The 16,150-nt window shown below is 46.3% G+C and carries 12 protein-coding genes; 1 reads left to right on the forward strand and 11 read right to left on the reverse strand.

All coding sequences use genetic code 11. From position 1 onward, the window contains the following. Nucleotides 1-29: 29 nt before the first annotated feature. The 5 genes from GQF01_RS08595 to GQF01_RS08615 form a co-directional block, all read right to left on the reverse strand. Complete coding sequence (locus tag GQF01_RS08595; RefSeq protein ID WP_161406357.1) at nt 30-1,655, reverse strand: extracellular solute-binding protein; 1,626 nt, start codon at nt 1,653-1,655, stop codon at nt 30-32. Nucleotides 1,656-1,692: 37 nt separating this feature from the next. Beyond that, nucleotides 1,693-4,050 carry a helix-turn-helix domain-containing protein gene (locus GQF01_RS08600; protein ID WP_235959121.1) on the reverse strand — a complete coding sequence of 786 codons (2,358 nt, stop codon included), beginning with the start codon at nt 4,048-4,050 and terminating at the stop codon, nt 1,693-1,695. A 148-nt stretch (nt 4,051-4,198) separates the two neighbouring features. Beyond that, nucleotides 4,199-5,080 (reverse strand): carbohydrate ABC transporter permease, encoded by an 882-nt coding sequence (locus GQF01_RS08605; protein ID WP_161406358.1) that lies wholly within the window; start codon nt 5,078-5,080, stop codon nt 4,199-4,201. A 10-nt stretch (nt 5,081-5,090) separates the two neighbouring features. Then, nucleotides 5,091-5,945 carry an ABC transporter permease gene (locus GQF01_RS08610; RefSeq protein ID WP_235959275.1) on the reverse strand — a complete coding sequence of 285 codons (855 nt, stop codon included), beginning with the start codon at nt 5,943-5,945 and terminating at the stop codon, nt 5,091-5,093. Nucleotides 5,946-6,120: 175 nt separating this feature from the next. Then, complete coding sequence (locus GQF01_RS08615) at nt 6,121-7,740, reverse strand: extracellular solute-binding protein (protein ID WP_161406360.1); 1,620 nt, start codon at nt 7,738-7,740, stop codon at nt 6,121-6,123. Between the two features lie 83 nt (nt 7,741-7,823). Here GQF01_RS08615 and GQF01_RS08620 point away from each other — a divergent pair, with 83 nt between their 5' ends. Continuing rightward, the gene (locus GQF01_RS08620; RefSeq protein ID WP_161406361.1) at nt 7,824-8,006 is read left to right on the forward strand and encodes a hypothetical protein; all 183 of its coding nucleotides are present in this window, start codon (nt 7,824-7,826) and stop codon (nt 8,004-8,006) included. Nucleotides 8,007-8,424: 418 nt separating this feature from the next. Here GQF01_RS08620 and GQF01_RS08625 read toward each other — a convergent pair whose 3' ends face one another. The 6 genes from GQF01_RS08625 to GQF01_RS08650 all read right to left on the reverse strand — a co-directional run bounded on the left by GQF01_RS08625 (nt 8,425) and on the right by GQF01_RS08650 (nt 16,062). Further along, complete coding sequence (locus tag GQF01_RS08625) at nt 8,425-10,080, reverse strand: FAD-binding dehydrogenase (protein WP_161406362.1); 1,656 nt, start codon at nt 10,078-10,080, stop codon at nt 8,425-8,427. Nucleotides 10,081-10,215: 135 nt separating this feature from the next. Continuing rightward, on the reverse strand, nt 10,216-11,970 hold the full coding sequence (locus tag GQF01_RS08630; RefSeq protein WP_161406363.1) for a hypothetical protein: 1,755 nt from the start codon (nt 11,968-11,970) through the stop codon (nt 10,216-10,218). A gap of 23 nt (nt 11,971-11,993) precedes the next feature. After that, nucleotides 11,994-13,622 carry a DHA2 family efflux MFS transporter permease subunit gene (locus tag GQF01_RS08635; protein ID WP_161406364.1) on the reverse strand — a complete coding sequence of 543 codons (1,629 nt, stop codon included), beginning with the start codon at nt 13,620-13,622 and terminating at the stop codon, nt 11,994-11,996. A gap of 14 nt (nt 13,623-13,636) precedes the next feature. Next, nucleotides 13,637-14,953 (reverse strand): efflux RND transporter periplasmic adaptor subunit, encoded by a 1,317-nt coding sequence (locus tag GQF01_RS08640; protein ID WP_161406365.1) that lies wholly within the window; start codon nt 14,951-14,953, stop codon nt 13,637-13,639. A 9-nt stretch (nt 14,954-14,962) separates the two neighbouring features. Then, nucleotides 14,963-15,622 (reverse strand): HlyD family efflux transporter periplasmic adaptor subunit, encoded by a 660-nt coding sequence (locus GQF01_RS08645; RefSeq protein WP_161406366.1) that lies wholly within the window; start codon nt 15,620-15,622, stop codon nt 14,963-14,965. Next, nucleotides 15,619-16,062 (reverse strand): MarR family winged helix-turn-helix transcriptional regulator, encoded by a 444-nt coding sequence (locus GQF01_RS08650; RefSeq protein ID WP_161406367.1) that lies wholly within the window; start codon nt 16,060-16,062, stop codon nt 15,619-15,621. Before GQF01_RS08650 ends, GQF01_RS08645 begins: the two co-directional genes overlap by 4 nt. Nucleotides 16,063-16,150: the final 88 nt, after the last annotated feature.

The raw sequence follows: 16,150 nt of genomic DNA on the forward strand, positions 1-16,150 counted from the left end.
GAAGGGTAAGCGTTAACCCGAATTCTTGCTTATCGGTGTTCATATCGGTCAATAACTAGCTTTTGGATCTGTATCGCACGATCTATTTTGGACGATTTAATTTTACTCACATAACTATCAAAAGCTTCCACAGACTCTACCCCAAGTATAATCTTCAAAGACATCTCATCAACCAACGTTGTGACATCATTCATAATGGAGGAAAGCTCCGCACTTTCCAGCTCCGTTTTCGGAATTTGCGGCATCATATGCTGATCAACATTCGTATTCGCCCAATCCAGAATAGCTGTCCTCTGCTGAGGCAAGGTATAGTATTGCTCCATATAGCGGATATCTTGAACAAAGGGCCCAAAATAACTTGCCCGCGTATACATCGCTAATGCTTGGGACGGAGCTAGTTTATCCCCATTGCGCAAAACAAAATCAGAGTACGTCGGATAATCGTCTTTCATGGTGTAGCTGGTTCCTTCGATACCGAAGTTGAACAGCATGTGTCCTTCCTCGCTGTATCCGTAATCGAGCAGCTTCGCGGCCTCTTCGGCGTGTTTGCTTTTACTCGAAATCGCTACTCCGCCTGTTCCAACATACGCATAACTGCGCTGTCCGAATTCCGGCTTGTCGCCTTTGTTCAAAACCGGGTACGGCGCTGCGGCGAACATGACGCCTTGTTCCTTCTCTTGCACGATAGGCTGCCACTTGCCAATCCCTGCACCGGCATTCCAGACTGTTGCGCCGCTTCGTCCGCTAATCATATTCGAGTCCATCGTTTTGGTATCCACAGTGGCTATATTTATATCCAGCAGCCCCTCTGCATACCATTTATGGAACGTTGCGAGAAATTGTTTGTACCCTTGCTCCATGGCACCAAATTTCACTTGACCTTGATCCAGGTAGAAACCTTTCTTGACCCCAAAAGCACCAACGAAAGCGCCGCCTTCAATGCCGAATAACGGATTCGGAACACCTAGAAATGTTAGGGGAGCTTCGACGCCTTTCTTTTCTTTAAAAGCCTTCAACACCGTATACCACTCATCGATGGTCGTCGGCGTCTCTAAGCCCAGCTCGTCGAGCCAATCCTTGCGAATAATCGGACCTTGAAACGTGCGCAGCAGTTCATCTCCTCGAATGAATGGGAAAACATAATAGCTGCCATTGTCGGTTTTGACCTGCTTGTCTACATCCGGATGCTCGGCTAAATATTTCTTAAGGTTGGGCGCATGTTTATCTATGAGCTCGTTCAATCTCACTATATATCCATCACTAATCGCCTTTTCCGGGCCGCCGGGATGGCTGTCCCATTCATATTCCATCATGTCCGGCAAATCCCCGGACGCCAGAAGCACATTCATCGCTTCTTTGGCCTGATTGGCTGGCGGCTGGATGAATTTGATCCGGACGCCTGTTCTTTTTTGCCATTCCTGAAAGAAAGGAATATCCTGCGTGTTCGGCTTTACACTTGCAGCGTTGCCGTTAAGCTCAGCCCAATATGTTAATGTTGGTTTGGCCGCATTAACTTGCTCCGCCTCTCCTTGAGCTTCCTCTTTTTGTGTTGTATTTCCAACGGACGACGCAGAAGGGAAAACATCTGAACAGGCCGTTAGCACGAAGGCGCTGATCACCATGTTCAGGATAAGTATTTTTCTATGCATTTTCATCTAGGAATCCTCCATCAGCTGGGATCTAACCAAGCAGTCAGTGCATCTCCTTGTATTTCCCAGGCGTAATCCCCTCATATTTTTTGAAGACACGAATGAAAGTCGCCACTTCATTGTAGCCGACACTCTTGGCAATTTCGGAGATCGAGTCCTGCTTGTAGCCAATCATTCGTTTGGCCTGCTGAATCCGGAATTTCGTTATATAATCCAGCAAGCCTTCGCCGGTTCCATCCTTGAACAGCTTCGATACATAGCTCCCCTTGAGCTCGAAGCGTTCGCCAATTGTATTCACATTCAGATTCGCATCCTGGTAATGATCCTCAATATAGCGGGTAACATTCGCAATCAGCTCACGCAGCGTCTCAGCGCGTTCTTTGCTGGAGTTCGATCCGATTTTGGCCGCCGCATGCGCACACACTTCTTTGAGCAAAGCGAGAAGCTCCTGCTGCATTTCGAGAATCGTGTCACACGCGATGATGGAATCCATCCACAGCGGATTATCGCCGAGCAATCGACTATCCCCGTCCCCAAGTTCATTAATCGCTTTCACCATCGTACCCACAAGATTAAAAATTAAACATCTAGCCAGTGTCAGCGACACCAACGGTTTATTGAAATTCCGCTCCATGATCTCGCTCATGCTCGCAGACGCCGATTCATAATCGCCAATTTTGATCAAATTAATAATTTGCTGTTCGACTTGCAGTGGATAATAATAACCTAATTGAAGCTTATCTGCGGAATCGATGCGGATTTCATCATAGGTTATGATCTCGCTTTTGCCTCGCACCATCTTGTATTCCATCGCATCCAGCGCTTCACGATAGGCCTGCGCTACGCCGAAGAGAGAGGAATGAATGCCTCCGATCGAAATGGTCAAGTCCATGTGATACCGCAGCAAGAATCTCTGGGCTTCAGAAGCGATCCAGCTCAGATCCTCCTTCCGCTCAGCTGCCGCATTTTCGGCAAAATTGACTAAACAAACCATCATATCGTCAACTTCCGCGACGTAACCGGCATGATGACGATGTCCGACTAGCTCTTCAACCACGTTGGTAATGATGAACTGAATCAGCTTCCGCCTTTCATTCAGATCCATCCCCGGCAAATTGGAGGAAAGCTTTTCATTATTTTCCACAGCAAATAAAATGACTGCAAATTCATTGGATACTAGTTCCATATCAAAAGATTTAAACGCTTCCTCATAGGAGATGAGCGTGTCGATCTTCCCTTTCAGAAGCCTGTTTAGCATATTGGAGCGCAGGACATATTGGTGGGATTGCCACTGCAGCTCAATCTGATCCTTTTCACTGCGGGTATCAGAGATGACTCGCTGAATGAAGCTCAGCTCATTCCCGTCAGTCCGCTCCTCAGCGGAATGCTTGTCCGAGAGCGACTGTACGAGCCGTTGAATCGGTGAATAGTTGCGGCGCATGAAGAACCAAGTCAACACACAAGCTCCAATGAGCGAAATGAGAATGCTGACATAGGTGAAGTTGCGAACATATTCCGCCTTCTCCCAATAAATTCCGCTGGGAATAACCAGCACATATTTCAAATCAGATACCGCCGATTGCATATAAAAGAGTTCTGAATCCCCGTTTGCTGCCTGTGAATACGCCACATGATCCGGATCTAACGCCTGTTCCAGAATTAAGTTCGTATTGACCGACACAGGTAAATTGGAAAGCAGAACTTGATTGTCATGGTTAAGAATTAAAATTTGCCCCCCGCTAAACCCAGAAATCGTTTCCATCGCTTTCTGGAATCGCTCCAAATCCGCCATTACAACGACGGTCCCTGTTTGTTTCCCATTCAGATCTTTGGGCAGATGCGCAATATACGCTATAGAGGTTTGCGGACTCTCTGCATCCGTATGAGGCAGCAAGAGAAATTGATTATTCGCAGCATTGTTAATCGTATCCAGCCACTGCTCGTAGCGCAGCGTACCTGTATTATGTATCGTATCGAATGCTGTTTTCATATCACGGACATTGCCAGGCCGAAGAATGGAAGAAGTCTGATCCCAAGTCACATAGAACTCGTCTATCATCGCATAGGAGGTCTGGTACATCCGAAACTCTTTCACTAATTGAAAAGCAAGGAATTGATCGTCACTCTGACGGATGTTGGAATACATTAGGGATTGCAGCTTCGCATTCCATGTGATCTCCATATTTAAGCGTTTCATTAAATCGATCTGTGCGTCGATGGTATAGCGCACTTGTTTGAGTAAAGAGTCATTGGCCCGATGAATCTCGCTTTTTAACGCGTTGCTGGATTGGGAATAAATAATTAAGCTCATCATCATTGGGATGAACAATACTGCACTATAGGAGATCAGCCACGTGAAAATAATGCTTTTTCTTTTTCGCCATAAAAAACCGATGTTCAATATGGACCTCCTCCCATTGGATGATCGATACAGGACTGAAGGGATCGTCTCCACTTTCCTATATTATACCTTTATATGCAAGGGGAGGAATGTCCAAAATGACAAATCCGATTGACAAAAGCTCTATTGGGGCCGGAATTTAACCATTTTACCCCTTCAAAGAGCCCACCATAACGCCTTTGACGAAGAAACGTTGAACAAACGGGTAAAGGCAAAGCACCGGCAATGTCGCAACAATAATCGTTGCATATTTAATCGTTTCTCCAATTTGGAAACGGTCGCCTGCATCCGCACCGACGGACATCCCGTCCGTTGAATTGGCGATCAGAATTTCACGAAGGACAAGCTGCAGCGGAAACAGATCTCGGCTTTTAATGAACACCGAAGCATAGAACCAACCGTTCCATTTATCCACCGCATAGTACAGGATCATAACGGCAATGACTGGCATGGAAAGCGGAATGATGATTCGGAACAAAATTGTAAAATGGTTTGCTCCATCGATTTTGGCCGACTCCTCCAAGCTGTCCGGAATGGACATGAACGCGGTTCGCATGATGATCAGATTGAACGTGCCAATAGAGAAAGGAATGATTGTCGCCCACAGGGAATCAAGCAGACCCACATTTTTGACAACCAGATATAAGGGAATTAAGCCTCCATGGAAGAACATGGTGAACACGATGATGAGCATGAACGCTTTATTCCAAATGACATTTTTACGGGAAAGCACGTACGCACCAAGCGCTGTCATTAGCAAATTTACCGTAACGCCAGCGACAACGATGAATAACGTATTCCGGTATCCGATGAGAATGCCTGGATTTTTCATGACACCTTTGTAAGCTTCCAAGCTAAAACCAAGTGATTTGAACAAAATCCCTTTGTGCGCAACTAATCGGCCTGCATCGCTTAACGAGGCAAAAAGCACGTAAAGCAGCGGATATAAGGTTACAATGACTAGCGCGATTAGGATTAAATAAATAATGGCATCGAACAATTTTTCAAGTATGCTAGATTGTTTTGTCATAACTTTCACCTCACCATAGACTGCTTTCGTTCACTTTGCGGCTAATATAATTCGCTGTAATCAGGAGGATCAGGTTGATGACCGAGTTGAATAAACCAACGGCCGAGCTGTAGCTCCATCCGAACTCCAGGAGTCCTTTACGATAGACGAAAGACGAGATCACGTCTGCGGTTTCATATGTTACAGGGTTATACAGCAAAATAATTTTCTCAAAGCCCACATTCAGCAAGTTCCCCATTCGCAAAATAAACATAATCGCAATGGTCGGCATAATGCCCGGCAGTGTGATATACATAATTTGCTTCCATCTGCTGGCCCCGTCCATTCGAGCCGCCTCATACTGCTCTTGGTCAATCCCCATTAGGGCAGCAATATAAATGATGGATTCCCAACCAATCCGCTGCCAAATCTCCGACAGAATGTAGATAGGACGGAATAGTTCCGGCTTCTGCAGCATCGCTTGTCCGTCATAGCCAAACGCCATCATGATTTTATTAATCACCCCATCTGCATTCGTAAAATCGGTAATAATCCCACAAATAACGACCATTGAGATAAAATATGGCATGTACGTGATCGTTTGGGCTACCCGCTTAAACATTTTGCTGCGCACTTCATTGATTAGCAAAGCCAAAATAATCGGCGCCGGGAACTCAAATATCAAGGAATACAACGATATAACGATCGTATTTTTCAAAATCCGCCAGAAATAATAGCTGCCAAAAAAGTCCTGGAAATGCTTAAAGCCGATCCAAGGACTGCCCAGTATCCCTTTCATTGGCGAGTATTCTTTGAATGCGATCAAGGCTCCATACATCGGTGCATAATGGAAAATGAGATAATAAGCAAGAACGGGAACCATCATCAGATATAAATATTTGTTTAAAACGAAGTCGCGGACATATCGGTTGACGTCCACTTTCTTCCTGGCAAGCTGCGCTTTCTCAAGCGGTCTGGCATTCTCCACCTTCATCCTCACCTCAATTCAAAGTAGGAGAGAGGGCTGCTAGAAGCCCTCCCTTTCTTTTTATATCCCAAGCTTACCGCTTGTTGTAGCGGTCAAGTGCTGCTTTTTGAATCGCGATCGCGCGATCCAGGTTTAGCGATTTCATTTTGGCGATGTAGCTTTCATACTGACTAACGGGTTCGTTGCCTAAAATGATTTTGAGCGTCATCTCATCGACCAATGTGTTGATGTCGTTCATGATTTTCGCGTATTCCGAGCTCTCTTCCGGTGTTGGTGTCAGCGGCGGCAAGCTGTATTTGTCAGCGTCCGTTTTCTTCCAAATGTCCACAGCTTCACGCTGTGTAGGCATCGTAAAGAACTGCTCTGCATACCGTTTATCTTGGATAAATGGTCCATTGTAGCTGCCTCGTACGTACATGGACATCGCCTGCGCGGGTGCTAATTTATCTGGATTTTTCATTAACAAATCTGTATATTTCGGGTACCCGCTCTCCATCTTGTAGCTTACGCCTTCCGTTCCGAAGTTGAAGAACATGCGTCCTTCCTCGCTGTAGCCATAATCCAGCAACCTTGTAGCTAACTCAGGATCTTTGGCTTTGGAAGTAATCGCTACGATACCTCCGGAAGAGTAAGGTCTATCCTTTTGGCCGAATTTCGGCAAATCCCCTTTTTTCAGCACAGGATACGGCGCTGCGACCAATTGCGCTTTAGGATCTTTGGTTTGAACGAGCGGCTGCCATTTCCCGATCCCGCCGCCTGCGTTGCCGATACTTGCGCCAGTGCCGCCTGAAGCGAAGCTGCCATCCAGTGCTTTCGTATCCACTGTGGCAATATTTTTATCCAAAAGACCGTCTTTGTACCAGCTGTTGAACAAGTTCAAATACTCTTTGAAGCCTTTCTCTGCAGGTCCGAATTTAATGTCGCCATTCTCTAAATAGAAACCGCGATTAATGCCAAAAGCACCAAGGAACGCACCATTATAAGATTCGTTGAAGAAACGCGGCTTGGAGATGAAAGATAGCGGTGCAGCTGCCCCCTTCTTCTCTTTGAACGCTTTGAGCGTCGTCGTCCATTCGTCAATGGTTTCCGGTACAGGAAGTCCCAGCTCGTCCAGCCAGTCCTTACGAATTATCGGACCTTGGAAAACTTGGAGATATTCGTCCCCTCTTATGAAAGGAAATGCATAATAGCTGCCGTTATCCGTTTTGACCATTTTGTCAATTTCGGGATGTTCCTTTAAGTATTTCTTCAAATTAGGCGCGTATTGATCGATCAAATCATTCAATTTGAGAATGTAACCGTCCTTAATCGCTTTCTCAGGACCCCCAGGGAAATCGCTTAAGAAGTTGTACTCGATCATATCTGGCAAATCCCCTGACGCAAGCATAACGTTAAGCGCCTCTTTCGTCTGACCTGTCGGCGGCGCCGTGAACTTCAGCGGTACGCCCGTTTTCTTTTGCCAATCCTGGAAGAAAGGCACATCATTATGAGTGGTTTTCACTCCCGTTAGGTTACCGGTTAATTCGCCCCAATAGGTGAGTGTTTTATCCGTTTTGATTGGATATGTAGTGGCTGTTGCCGCCCCTGGCGATTTGGTCTCATTGCCCTGCGGCGTAGTTTCCGTCTGAGATGAGCAGGCGATCATTGTGCTCATCAACATGACGGTCATTGTTGAAGCTAACATTTTCTTCATTCATTGACCCTCCATTATGGTTATGGTGAGATGCATCTCTTCCTTAAGCCTAATGGAAGGGCGAGCCCGTTCCTATGCGTAAAATGAGAAAACGCATGATGATTTTCGGTAGCGTTATTGATGATTTCTCCAAAACGATCGGCGATTTCGCAAAAAACGTTTTTGCGGATGGCGGGGAAAGGAGATGGGAAGATGACTGGGACGTAGATTGGGAAGATACCATTGGGGGGATGGTTGGGAGGATGGCTGAGTGGATGCGAAGATGACCGGGACGTAGATTGGGAAGACCATTAGGAGGATGGCTGAGAAGACGGCTGAGTGGATGAGAAGACGACTGGGAGCATGACGGGGAAGACAAAAATGAGGCGCTCCCTCGGTCATTGGATGACTTGGGATAGCCTCTTCGTATGGAGCTGAAGCGAATAACGGGAAAAACTCCCTTTATTTCAAGGAATTTTTCACTAAATAAACCTAATAACTAGAAAAAATACCGTTAATCATTTCCTTTTTCCCTGTTTCCAAGCTCAAACATCTACATTAACAGGAGAAAATCCATTTATTCATGCCTGTAATGTGTAATCGGGCCATTTAACGGTAGTATTTCCAGTCAATATGAAAAGCGGCTCCCAAAAGGTCATAAAAAGCTGTCCCTCAGTCATTAAAACCTTTCGGGACAGCCTCCTATTAAGTAAGCTCGGCGATAATTGCTCGCCCTGCGACTCTGCCGGTGAACAGGCAGCCACCAAGAAATGTCCCTTCCAGCGCCCGGTAGCCGTGCAGGCCGCCGCCACCAAACCCCGAGGCTTCGCCTGCCGCATAAAGTCCTGGAATGGCTTCCCCCTTTGCATTAAGCACTCTGCCGGAAAGGTCGGTCTGAAGGCCGCCTAACGTTTTGCGGCTCACAATGTTTAAGCGAACCGCGATTAGCGGCCCATTGGCGGGATCCAGCAATTTATGCGGCTTGGCAACCCGAATTAATTTATCCCCGATATAATTACGCGCCCCGCGAATGGCCGTAATTTGCAGATCCTTCGTGAAGGCGTGATCGATTTCACGATCCCTTGCCTGAATTTGCCGTTGAATGTCCGGCAGGCTTAGAAGCTCATGACCTGATAGCTTATTCATGCCAGCGACGAGATCGGCCAACTGATTGGCGATCACGAAATCTTCTCCTTTGTCCATGAATGCTTTGACGGGCGCTGTTGCCCCCGGCAGTATTCTGGACAATACTTTTCTTATGCTTTTTCCCGTAATGTCCGGATTCTGTTCGGAGCCTGACAGCGCAAATTCGCGTTCGATAATTTTTTGCGTCAAAATAAACCAGGAATAACTGTGACCGGACTTCTGGATCGTCTCCAACGTGCCAAGCGTATCAAACCCCGGAAAATTCGGTGCAGGAAAACGCTTACCATAGGCGTCAAGCCAAAGGGAGGATGGCCCTGGAAGGATGCGAATCCCGTGTTTGTTCCACACCGGCGCCCAGTTCTTAATGCCTTCCGTATAGTGCCACATCCGATCTCGATTCACAATTCGGCCGCCCGCCTCTTCTGTGATCGCCAGCATACGACCATCGACATGCGCAGGCACGCCAGAAAGCATATGCGCAGGGGGTTCACCTAGACGGCTTGGCCAATATTGGCGAACCATGTCGTGATTACCCCCGATGCCTCCGCTGCTTACGATGACGGCTTGGCCGTGATACTCGAATTCGCCGATGGCCTCTCGCGAACTAGCTTCTCCGCGTGCCGCATCACTCGGCACAAGCACGGAGCCGCTTACGCCAGTAATGGCGCCGCCGCTTCCCAGCAGGCGATCAACCCGATGGCGCGGTTTGTAGTGCACCAGCCCGGCTGCCATCTGCGCTCGGACGCGTTTCTCGAAAGGGGCGACAATACCTGTGCCCGTCCCCCAAACAATATGGAATCTGGGCACCGAGTTCCCATGTCCATCGGCCAGATAGCCTCCGCGTTCAGCCCAGCCTACAATTGGAAAGAAACGAACGCCCATTTTGTGCAGCCATTCGCGTTTCTCCCCTGCAGCGAAATCCACATAGGCCTCGGCCCATTTTCTCCCCCAGTAGTCCTCATCCTCCAGCTTATCGAAGCCCGCTGACCCCATCCAGTCCTGCCAAGCCAATTCTTTGGAATCCTGAATGCCAAGTCTGCGCTGTTCCGGTGAATTCACCAGAAATAACCCGCCAAACGACCACCAGGCCTGTCCACCGAACGAAGCTTCTGGTTCTTGATCTAACAGGAGCACCTTTCTTCCAGCATCCGCGATCTCGGTCGTTGCTACTAAACCAGCAAGCCCTGCCCCAACTACGATGACATCGAAATCCATACGCGAACTCTCCTTTGATAGTCCATAGTGATCTATGTCTTTAACTTAGTTCATTTTGAATAAAAAATAAACAGCTGATTTTCTTGTGCGGCATAACAAAAAAGACCCTTACAAAGTAAGGGTCACTCATCATTTTTATTTCAACTCCGCAATCAGTCGATCTACCTCGCCTGCAGGAGTATTCAAAACTTCATATACGTTAACTAGAATATTATTCTGAATTTGATCTGTCGTTAAGTTGGGGAAGGTTAACGTTTGTTTTCCATTAACTAAGCGTTCAGTACCAGTGAATGGGAACATTTTAGAACCCAGAATGCTTCCCGAACCATCAACCAACTCAAACTTCAATTTGGAAAAATTATTGTCTACCAACACCTTTGGATCACGAATGAGATCCATGTACAGCTGTAATTTATAGGTGTAATTGATTGCAATTGTTTGTCCAAGGGACGTAATTTGAGTTAACGTGTGATCTTTCATATCAAGCTTATAGGGATACAAGGAGATCGCATGTATATCCTCTTGTTTCTGCACAGCTACCTGATAAGAGGCAATCGTTGACTTGAACGTCGGTTTGGTTTCCCCGCTCGCTTGTCCATTGATTTCATTCTGTACTTTCATCGTGAATGTATCACTTGACTCAGCGACTGGCAGAACAAAGGCATAACTAACGACTGTTGATGTTCCTGGTGCGATAGACTTCTGAACATCACTTTGTCTGGCTCCTGTGTAATCATAACCAGTTGAGCTCGACAACATGGTTGAGAACGCTGGCACAGGAATATCACTTACTCCCTTGTTCGTCAACGTAAACTTAGCAAAAGCCACTTTGCTGCCTTGATCTTTGTTGTCTGTCACATGCAGCTCTACTAGCGCTACATCAAGATCCTGATTAATAACGTCATTCCATTTCTCAAAGGCAATCGGCGTGCCGTACGTATAGCTGCCAATGGCACCTGCAGCGCCTGGCATCGTAACATTCAGTTTCCCGATCGTAAATGCCGAGGTTTTGACATTACCTGCTGCATCTGCTTGCGTGAAGCTTTCGGATGTCAGCACATTGATACTGTCAAGCACGGTATCCATTTCGGCGCGAATGGCATAATGGACATATTTACTCTGGCCTGCTTCCAGATCAACTGGATCTGTTTCAACCTTTTTGCCTGTATAGAGATTCGTTTTGGACTTGCCATCCAACTCGATAGCTGGCAAGGTTTCGGATTGATCGTTCGGATTGGTTACCAGAAGCTTCACAACATACACAACGCCTTCATTGCTGTTGCTTTTGGTTACATCTACCGTTTTGTACTGCAGTGGTGATGCAACAGTTGGGATGCTGAACGTTTCTCCCCACTTAATAGGCGTTGGAGCTGTTTTAAACTCTCCACGATTGCCGTTCCAAACCAGCCCGTCGATTGGAGCAGAGAAGAGGACGGTTTCCTGTTTCGGATACACATCATAGTTAACATCAATCAGCGATAGATTGCTCAGATCTACTTCTGTTTGGCGGTTGATGACTTTCAGATACGTCAATTCGACTTCTGAATCCGGCTGCACGCCATGTGCATTGCTGCTGCTTGGACGCAGTGTATACACGGTACCATCCGTCGTTTTTACTTTAAGCTCGTAGTCTGGGATACGAAGAGTCTGATTGCTGGTGTTCATTATTCTAATTACAGAACCAAGACGCACTCCGCTTGCTGTTTTCTCACTTGAAACACCTTCGATCGTAACTTGAAGGTTATCGCTTATTTTGTAAACCGGTGCTGCGATTGTTTGAGTAACAGCGACAGCTGCGTCTGTTCCTTCTGCTAGCGCCGGGAGTCCCGACGTTAGCAAAGCGGATGACAGAACGAGTGTCATAGCTACTTGTTTGAATTGAATTTTCATTATTTTCGTTCCTCCTAAGCGTTTTACATTTCAATCATCACATGGTGTTGAGCATCGGAATCTTTGGTGGTTTGCTGCTCAGCTGCTTGATCTTTCTTTCTCTTCCGCATAAAAATGACCAAGATGATCGCAATGAAGGCCGGAACTGCTGATACCATTAAGGTGTCTGCAATTGCTCGGGTCAAAGCCTCTTTTTGTACAAGTCCGAATAAAACGCCTATAACACCACCGGATGCCGAACTTGCGTCCGTTCCGAGTTCTAAGTAACGATGTACGACATTCGTTTGGAAATCAGCAAATGCAGGTGTACTCGTAGAAATTGATTCATTGAATCTTACTCCGAACTGCGTTGATTTGTTATTCATTATGCTGGTCAGCAAAGCAATACCAAGTGATGCCATAACGTTACGCACAACGTTAGATACGGAGGAAGCCCTGCCGATCAAATGGTTGGGCAGGGTATTCATCCCAGCTGAAGATAGTGGCATCATGCACAAACCAATACCAATCCCCCGGATAACAAGCAAACCGCTGATCCAATGTGTCGACGTTTGCTGGGAAAGCACATGCATCTCTAGGGTTGTAAAGCCGATAATAGCCAAACCTAAGATGCTAAGTGGCACGACGCCATATTTGGAGACAAGCTTCCCTGCAACGGGCATCATGAAAGCCATCGCTATCGATTGCGGCATCATGACGAGCCCTGTTTGCATTGGCGTCAACCCCGTTACATTTTGCAGAAAAATCGGCATCATATAGATCCCGCCCTGCATGGAGATCATAACGAAACTTGAGGCTGCCAAGCTTAGCGTAAACACGGAATTTTTAAATAATCGAAAATCCATGATCGGGTTATCTTTACCGAGCTCGATGTAAATTAATAGGATAAAACTTGAAATAGAGATGAAGAACAGACTCACGATATAGAAAGATGTCCACCCTTCCACTTGACCATCCGTTAAGGCCAACAGCAGCGTGCTGAAAACAATCATACACAGGATACTGCCGACATAATCGAATTTCAATCCTGCACGTTTCGGTGTCTCTTTCAAGATAATTAAACCAAGACCTACGGCAATAATACCAATGGGAACGTTGATGTAAAATAAATACCGCCAGCTAAAATTATCAATTAAATATCCGCTTAAGGTTGGCCCCATCGCAGGCGCAGCCATCGCTGCAATCCCCCAGATCCCCATGGCTACTTGGATTTTGCTGCGTGGCATGATCTGATAGAGCATAGCCATACCGACAGGCATAATAAAACCGCCGCCAAGTCCTTGGATAATCCGGAAAATAGTAAGACTCGTGTCGCTCCAAGCGATCCCGCATAATACGGAGCCGATGATAAACGCAGTCACCGTTGATAGAAACGTTGTTTTGTAACCGAATCGGTCCGCTAGAAAGCCGCCCATAGGAACAACAACAGCTGAAGCGAGCATGTAGCCCGTGACAACCCATTCAATTTCCGTAGAGGTGGAGCCGAACACGGCCATGAGTTTTGGTATCGCTACGTTCATTAAACTATTATCCAAAATGGCTAGAAATGTGCCTAAAATAAGTACTAACAGCGCTAACCACTGATAGACGGTAATTTTCTCCTCTTGTTGCTCAACTGCCGGAGTAGCTGTATCTGCCGTTGTTGTTGACATTGTAGCAGCCTCCTTTACTCGGCATGAACCTTGGCTCCGTCTGTCAGTTTGTCACCTGGGTTCAAGACGATTTTATCTCCCGGTTTCAGAGCCGAGTCTCCTTTAAGGTAAACCCAATCCTGGTTCTTATCTTCGGTCTGCACCACAACGGATTGGACGGCGTCACCGCTCAATTTGTAGGCCACGGATTTGCCATCTTTTTGAACAAGCGCAACTTTAGGCACTTCGATGCGAGTTTCACTGCTGCTGCCTCCGAAGTCAACACTAGCTACAGCGCCTGCATGTAAAGTTCCATCTGAGTTGTTTACCGTCAACTTAACTGGAAATGTATTATTATTCGTGTCAGATACCGGGCTTACAAAAGAAACGGTTCCTTCGAACGTTTTACCTGGAACACTAGGGACAATAACGTTTCCTTTGGCTCCTTCCTTGATCGAATTAATCATTCCTTCAGGTACGCTAACTTCAACTTTCACTTTATCCACATTAACAACGGTCAATAAAGGAGCACCAGCTTGCGCCATTTCGCCGGCATTGACGTTCTTTTTAACAATGACACCATCAATAGGGGATACGACTCCGGCATTTTTCACAGCAATCTGAACGAGATTCAACGCTGCTTGTTTGGCAGTCACATCGGCTCTCAACTGTTCTAATGCATTTGCCGTTGCACCTTCTCTAATCAACCCTAGCTTCGCTTCTGCCCCAGATAATTGCGCATTCGCTGCTTGTTGTTGTGAAAGTGCAGAATCATTAGCTGCCTTCGCTTTTTCAAAATCAAGCGTTACTTTATCCAATTCGTCCGAAGTAACATCGCCTTGATCGTAGAAATTCTTGGCATGATTGTATCCTTTGGTCACAAGATCATAAGCCGCTTGCGCTTGTGATACACCTGCTTTAGCTTGATTAACAGCCGCTTTGGCTTGCTCAACACCTGACGCTGCCGCCTGCACATCCTGCGAACGAGCACCCGCTTCCGTATCAGCAAGTTTGGCTTGCGAAGCTGTTAGTCCTGCTTGTGCTTGATCCAACTGTTGGAGCAAATCTTCCGTATCTAGCTGCACAAGCAGATCACCTTTCTTCACTTTTGCGCCTTCTTCTACGGAAACAGCGGATATTTTACCACCGATTTTGGAGACGACTTGAACGGTTTGATCTGATGCTAATTTACCACTTGCCCCTACGGCATTCGCACTGTTGATTGTAATGACCTTGACGGAAGGAACGGTTGACTGTGCAGTGCTGGTCGATGAAGATGTGCAGCCGCTCGCAAGTAGCATGGAACCAGCCAGAACACTTAAAGAGATTACAACGTTAAGATGTTTTTTCATGGGCAATCCTTACTCCCCTTTGATATGGATTTTGATCGCAGCATTCATTCCCGGCGCTAGATCCAATCCCTTATGATCGTCTATAGAAATCTTTACACTCATTCGTTGTGTTACTTTGGTGAAATTCCCGCTTGAACTGGTTGTTGGAAGCAAAGAGAACGTAGAAGCTGTCGCTTGACCAATCTCCAAGATTTTTCCTTGAAACTCCGTTTTGCCATATGTATCAATATCAATGCTTACCGGCTGTCCAACATGGATTTTTTGGATCTTCGTCTCGTCGATGTCTGCAGATACGAATAGAGCATTCTTATCCACAATCATGGCGATAGACTGCCCAGGGGCCACGACTTCGCCAACCTTAGCAGAAGTTTGAATGACTGTTCCACTTATTGGTGAGCGTAGTGAAGCTTGATCTAATAAACTATTTGATAAGTTCGTAATATCCTGCTGCCCAACGATTTGATCCGCCACAACCGTATCCCCCATTTTAATGCCAAGCGTATTAATTTTGCCGGCAATTCGAGGCATGACACGATAGATATCTCCCGAGATACGGGCGTTGTCTGTTGCAACGTAATTAGCGCCCTGATACCAGTAATACCCGCCAATATAGGCTCCGCTAATAACGATAACAGCCAGAATAATAATTAAAATTAATTTACGTTTCATTCCGTTCCCTCCAGCTTTTTCTCCAAATGTTTAATCAACATGCCAACCACTTCTTGGCAAGTCTCAATCTGCTCCAGTGTAAAGACGTTCTCTAGGCCTGCAAAAAACTCATTGTTCATCGTCTCGACCTTCGTTTTCTTCAACTGTTGGCATAAATCTGTCGTACCAATCCAGACCACCCTGCGATCTTGCTCATCTCTTTTGCGCTGCACCATCCCATTACGTTCCAGCCGGTCTACAATACCAGATACCGTGCTATTACTGAGTTGGACGGACTTGGCCAGATCGCCAAGTTTTCTTGGTTCCTCCTGGAACAGTTCCCGCAAGATAAATAACTGAGGTCCTGTAAGCTCTTCTTTCTGAAGTTCTCGATACAATAAAGAAGCCCGTACTTTATGCAGTCTTGAAAGTTCAGCTACAAGTCCTTTAATCTCTTCCAAAATACGCCTCCCCCTTACAAACAGAAATCATTCGTATGCGAAATATTATGACATCACAAATCATACCACGCTTTTAAGAAACTGGATA

This window comes from Paenibacillus silvestris, assembly GCF_009882985.1.
GTDB classification, from domain to species: domain Bacteria; phylum Bacillota; class Bacilli; order Paenibacillales; family NBRC-103111; genus Paenibacillus_E; species Paenibacillus_E silvestris.

Bases quoted from the DNA above. Each gene is read 5' to 3' on its own strand.
- GQF01_RS08625 (WP_161406362.1), bottom strand. From the start codon at position 10,080: ATGGATTTCGATGTCATCGTAGTTGGGGCAGGGCTTGCTGGTTTAGTA.
- GQF01_RS08635 (WP_161406364.1), bottom strand. From the start codon at position 13,622: ATGTCAACAACAACGGCAGATACAGCTACTCCGGCAGTTGAGCAACAA.
- GQF01_RS08640 (WP_161406365.1), bottom strand. From the start codon at position 14,953: ATGAAAAAACATCTTAACGTTGTAATCTCTTTAAGTGTTCTGGCTGGT.
- GQF01_RS08645 (WP_161406366.1), bottom strand. From the start codon at position 15,622: ATGAAACGTAAATTAATTTTAATTATTATTCTGGCTGTTATCGTTATT.
- GQF01_RS08615 (WP_161406360.1), bottom strand. From the start codon at position 7,740: ATGAAGAAAATGTTAGCTTCAACAATGACCGTCATGTTGATGAGCACA.
- GQF01_RS08620 (WP_161406361.1), top strand. From the start codon at position 7,824: ATGAGAAAACGCATGATGATTTTCGGTAGCGTTATTGATGATTTCTCC.
- GQF01_RS08605 (WP_161406358.1), bottom strand. From the start codon at position 5,080: ATGACAAAACAATCTAGCATACTTGAAAAATTGTTCGATGCCATTATT.
- GQF01_RS08595 (WP_161406357.1), bottom strand. From the start codon at position 1,655: ATGAAAATGCATAGAAAAATACTTATCCTGAACATGGTGATCAGCGCC.
- GQF01_RS08610 (WP_235959275.1), bottom strand. From the start codon at position 5,945: ATGATGGTTCCCGTTCTTGCTTATTATCTCATTTTCCATTATGCACCG.
- GQF01_RS08630 (WP_161406363.1), bottom strand. From the start codon at position 11,970: ATGAAAATTCAATTCAAACAAGTAGCTATGACACTCGTTCTGTCATCC.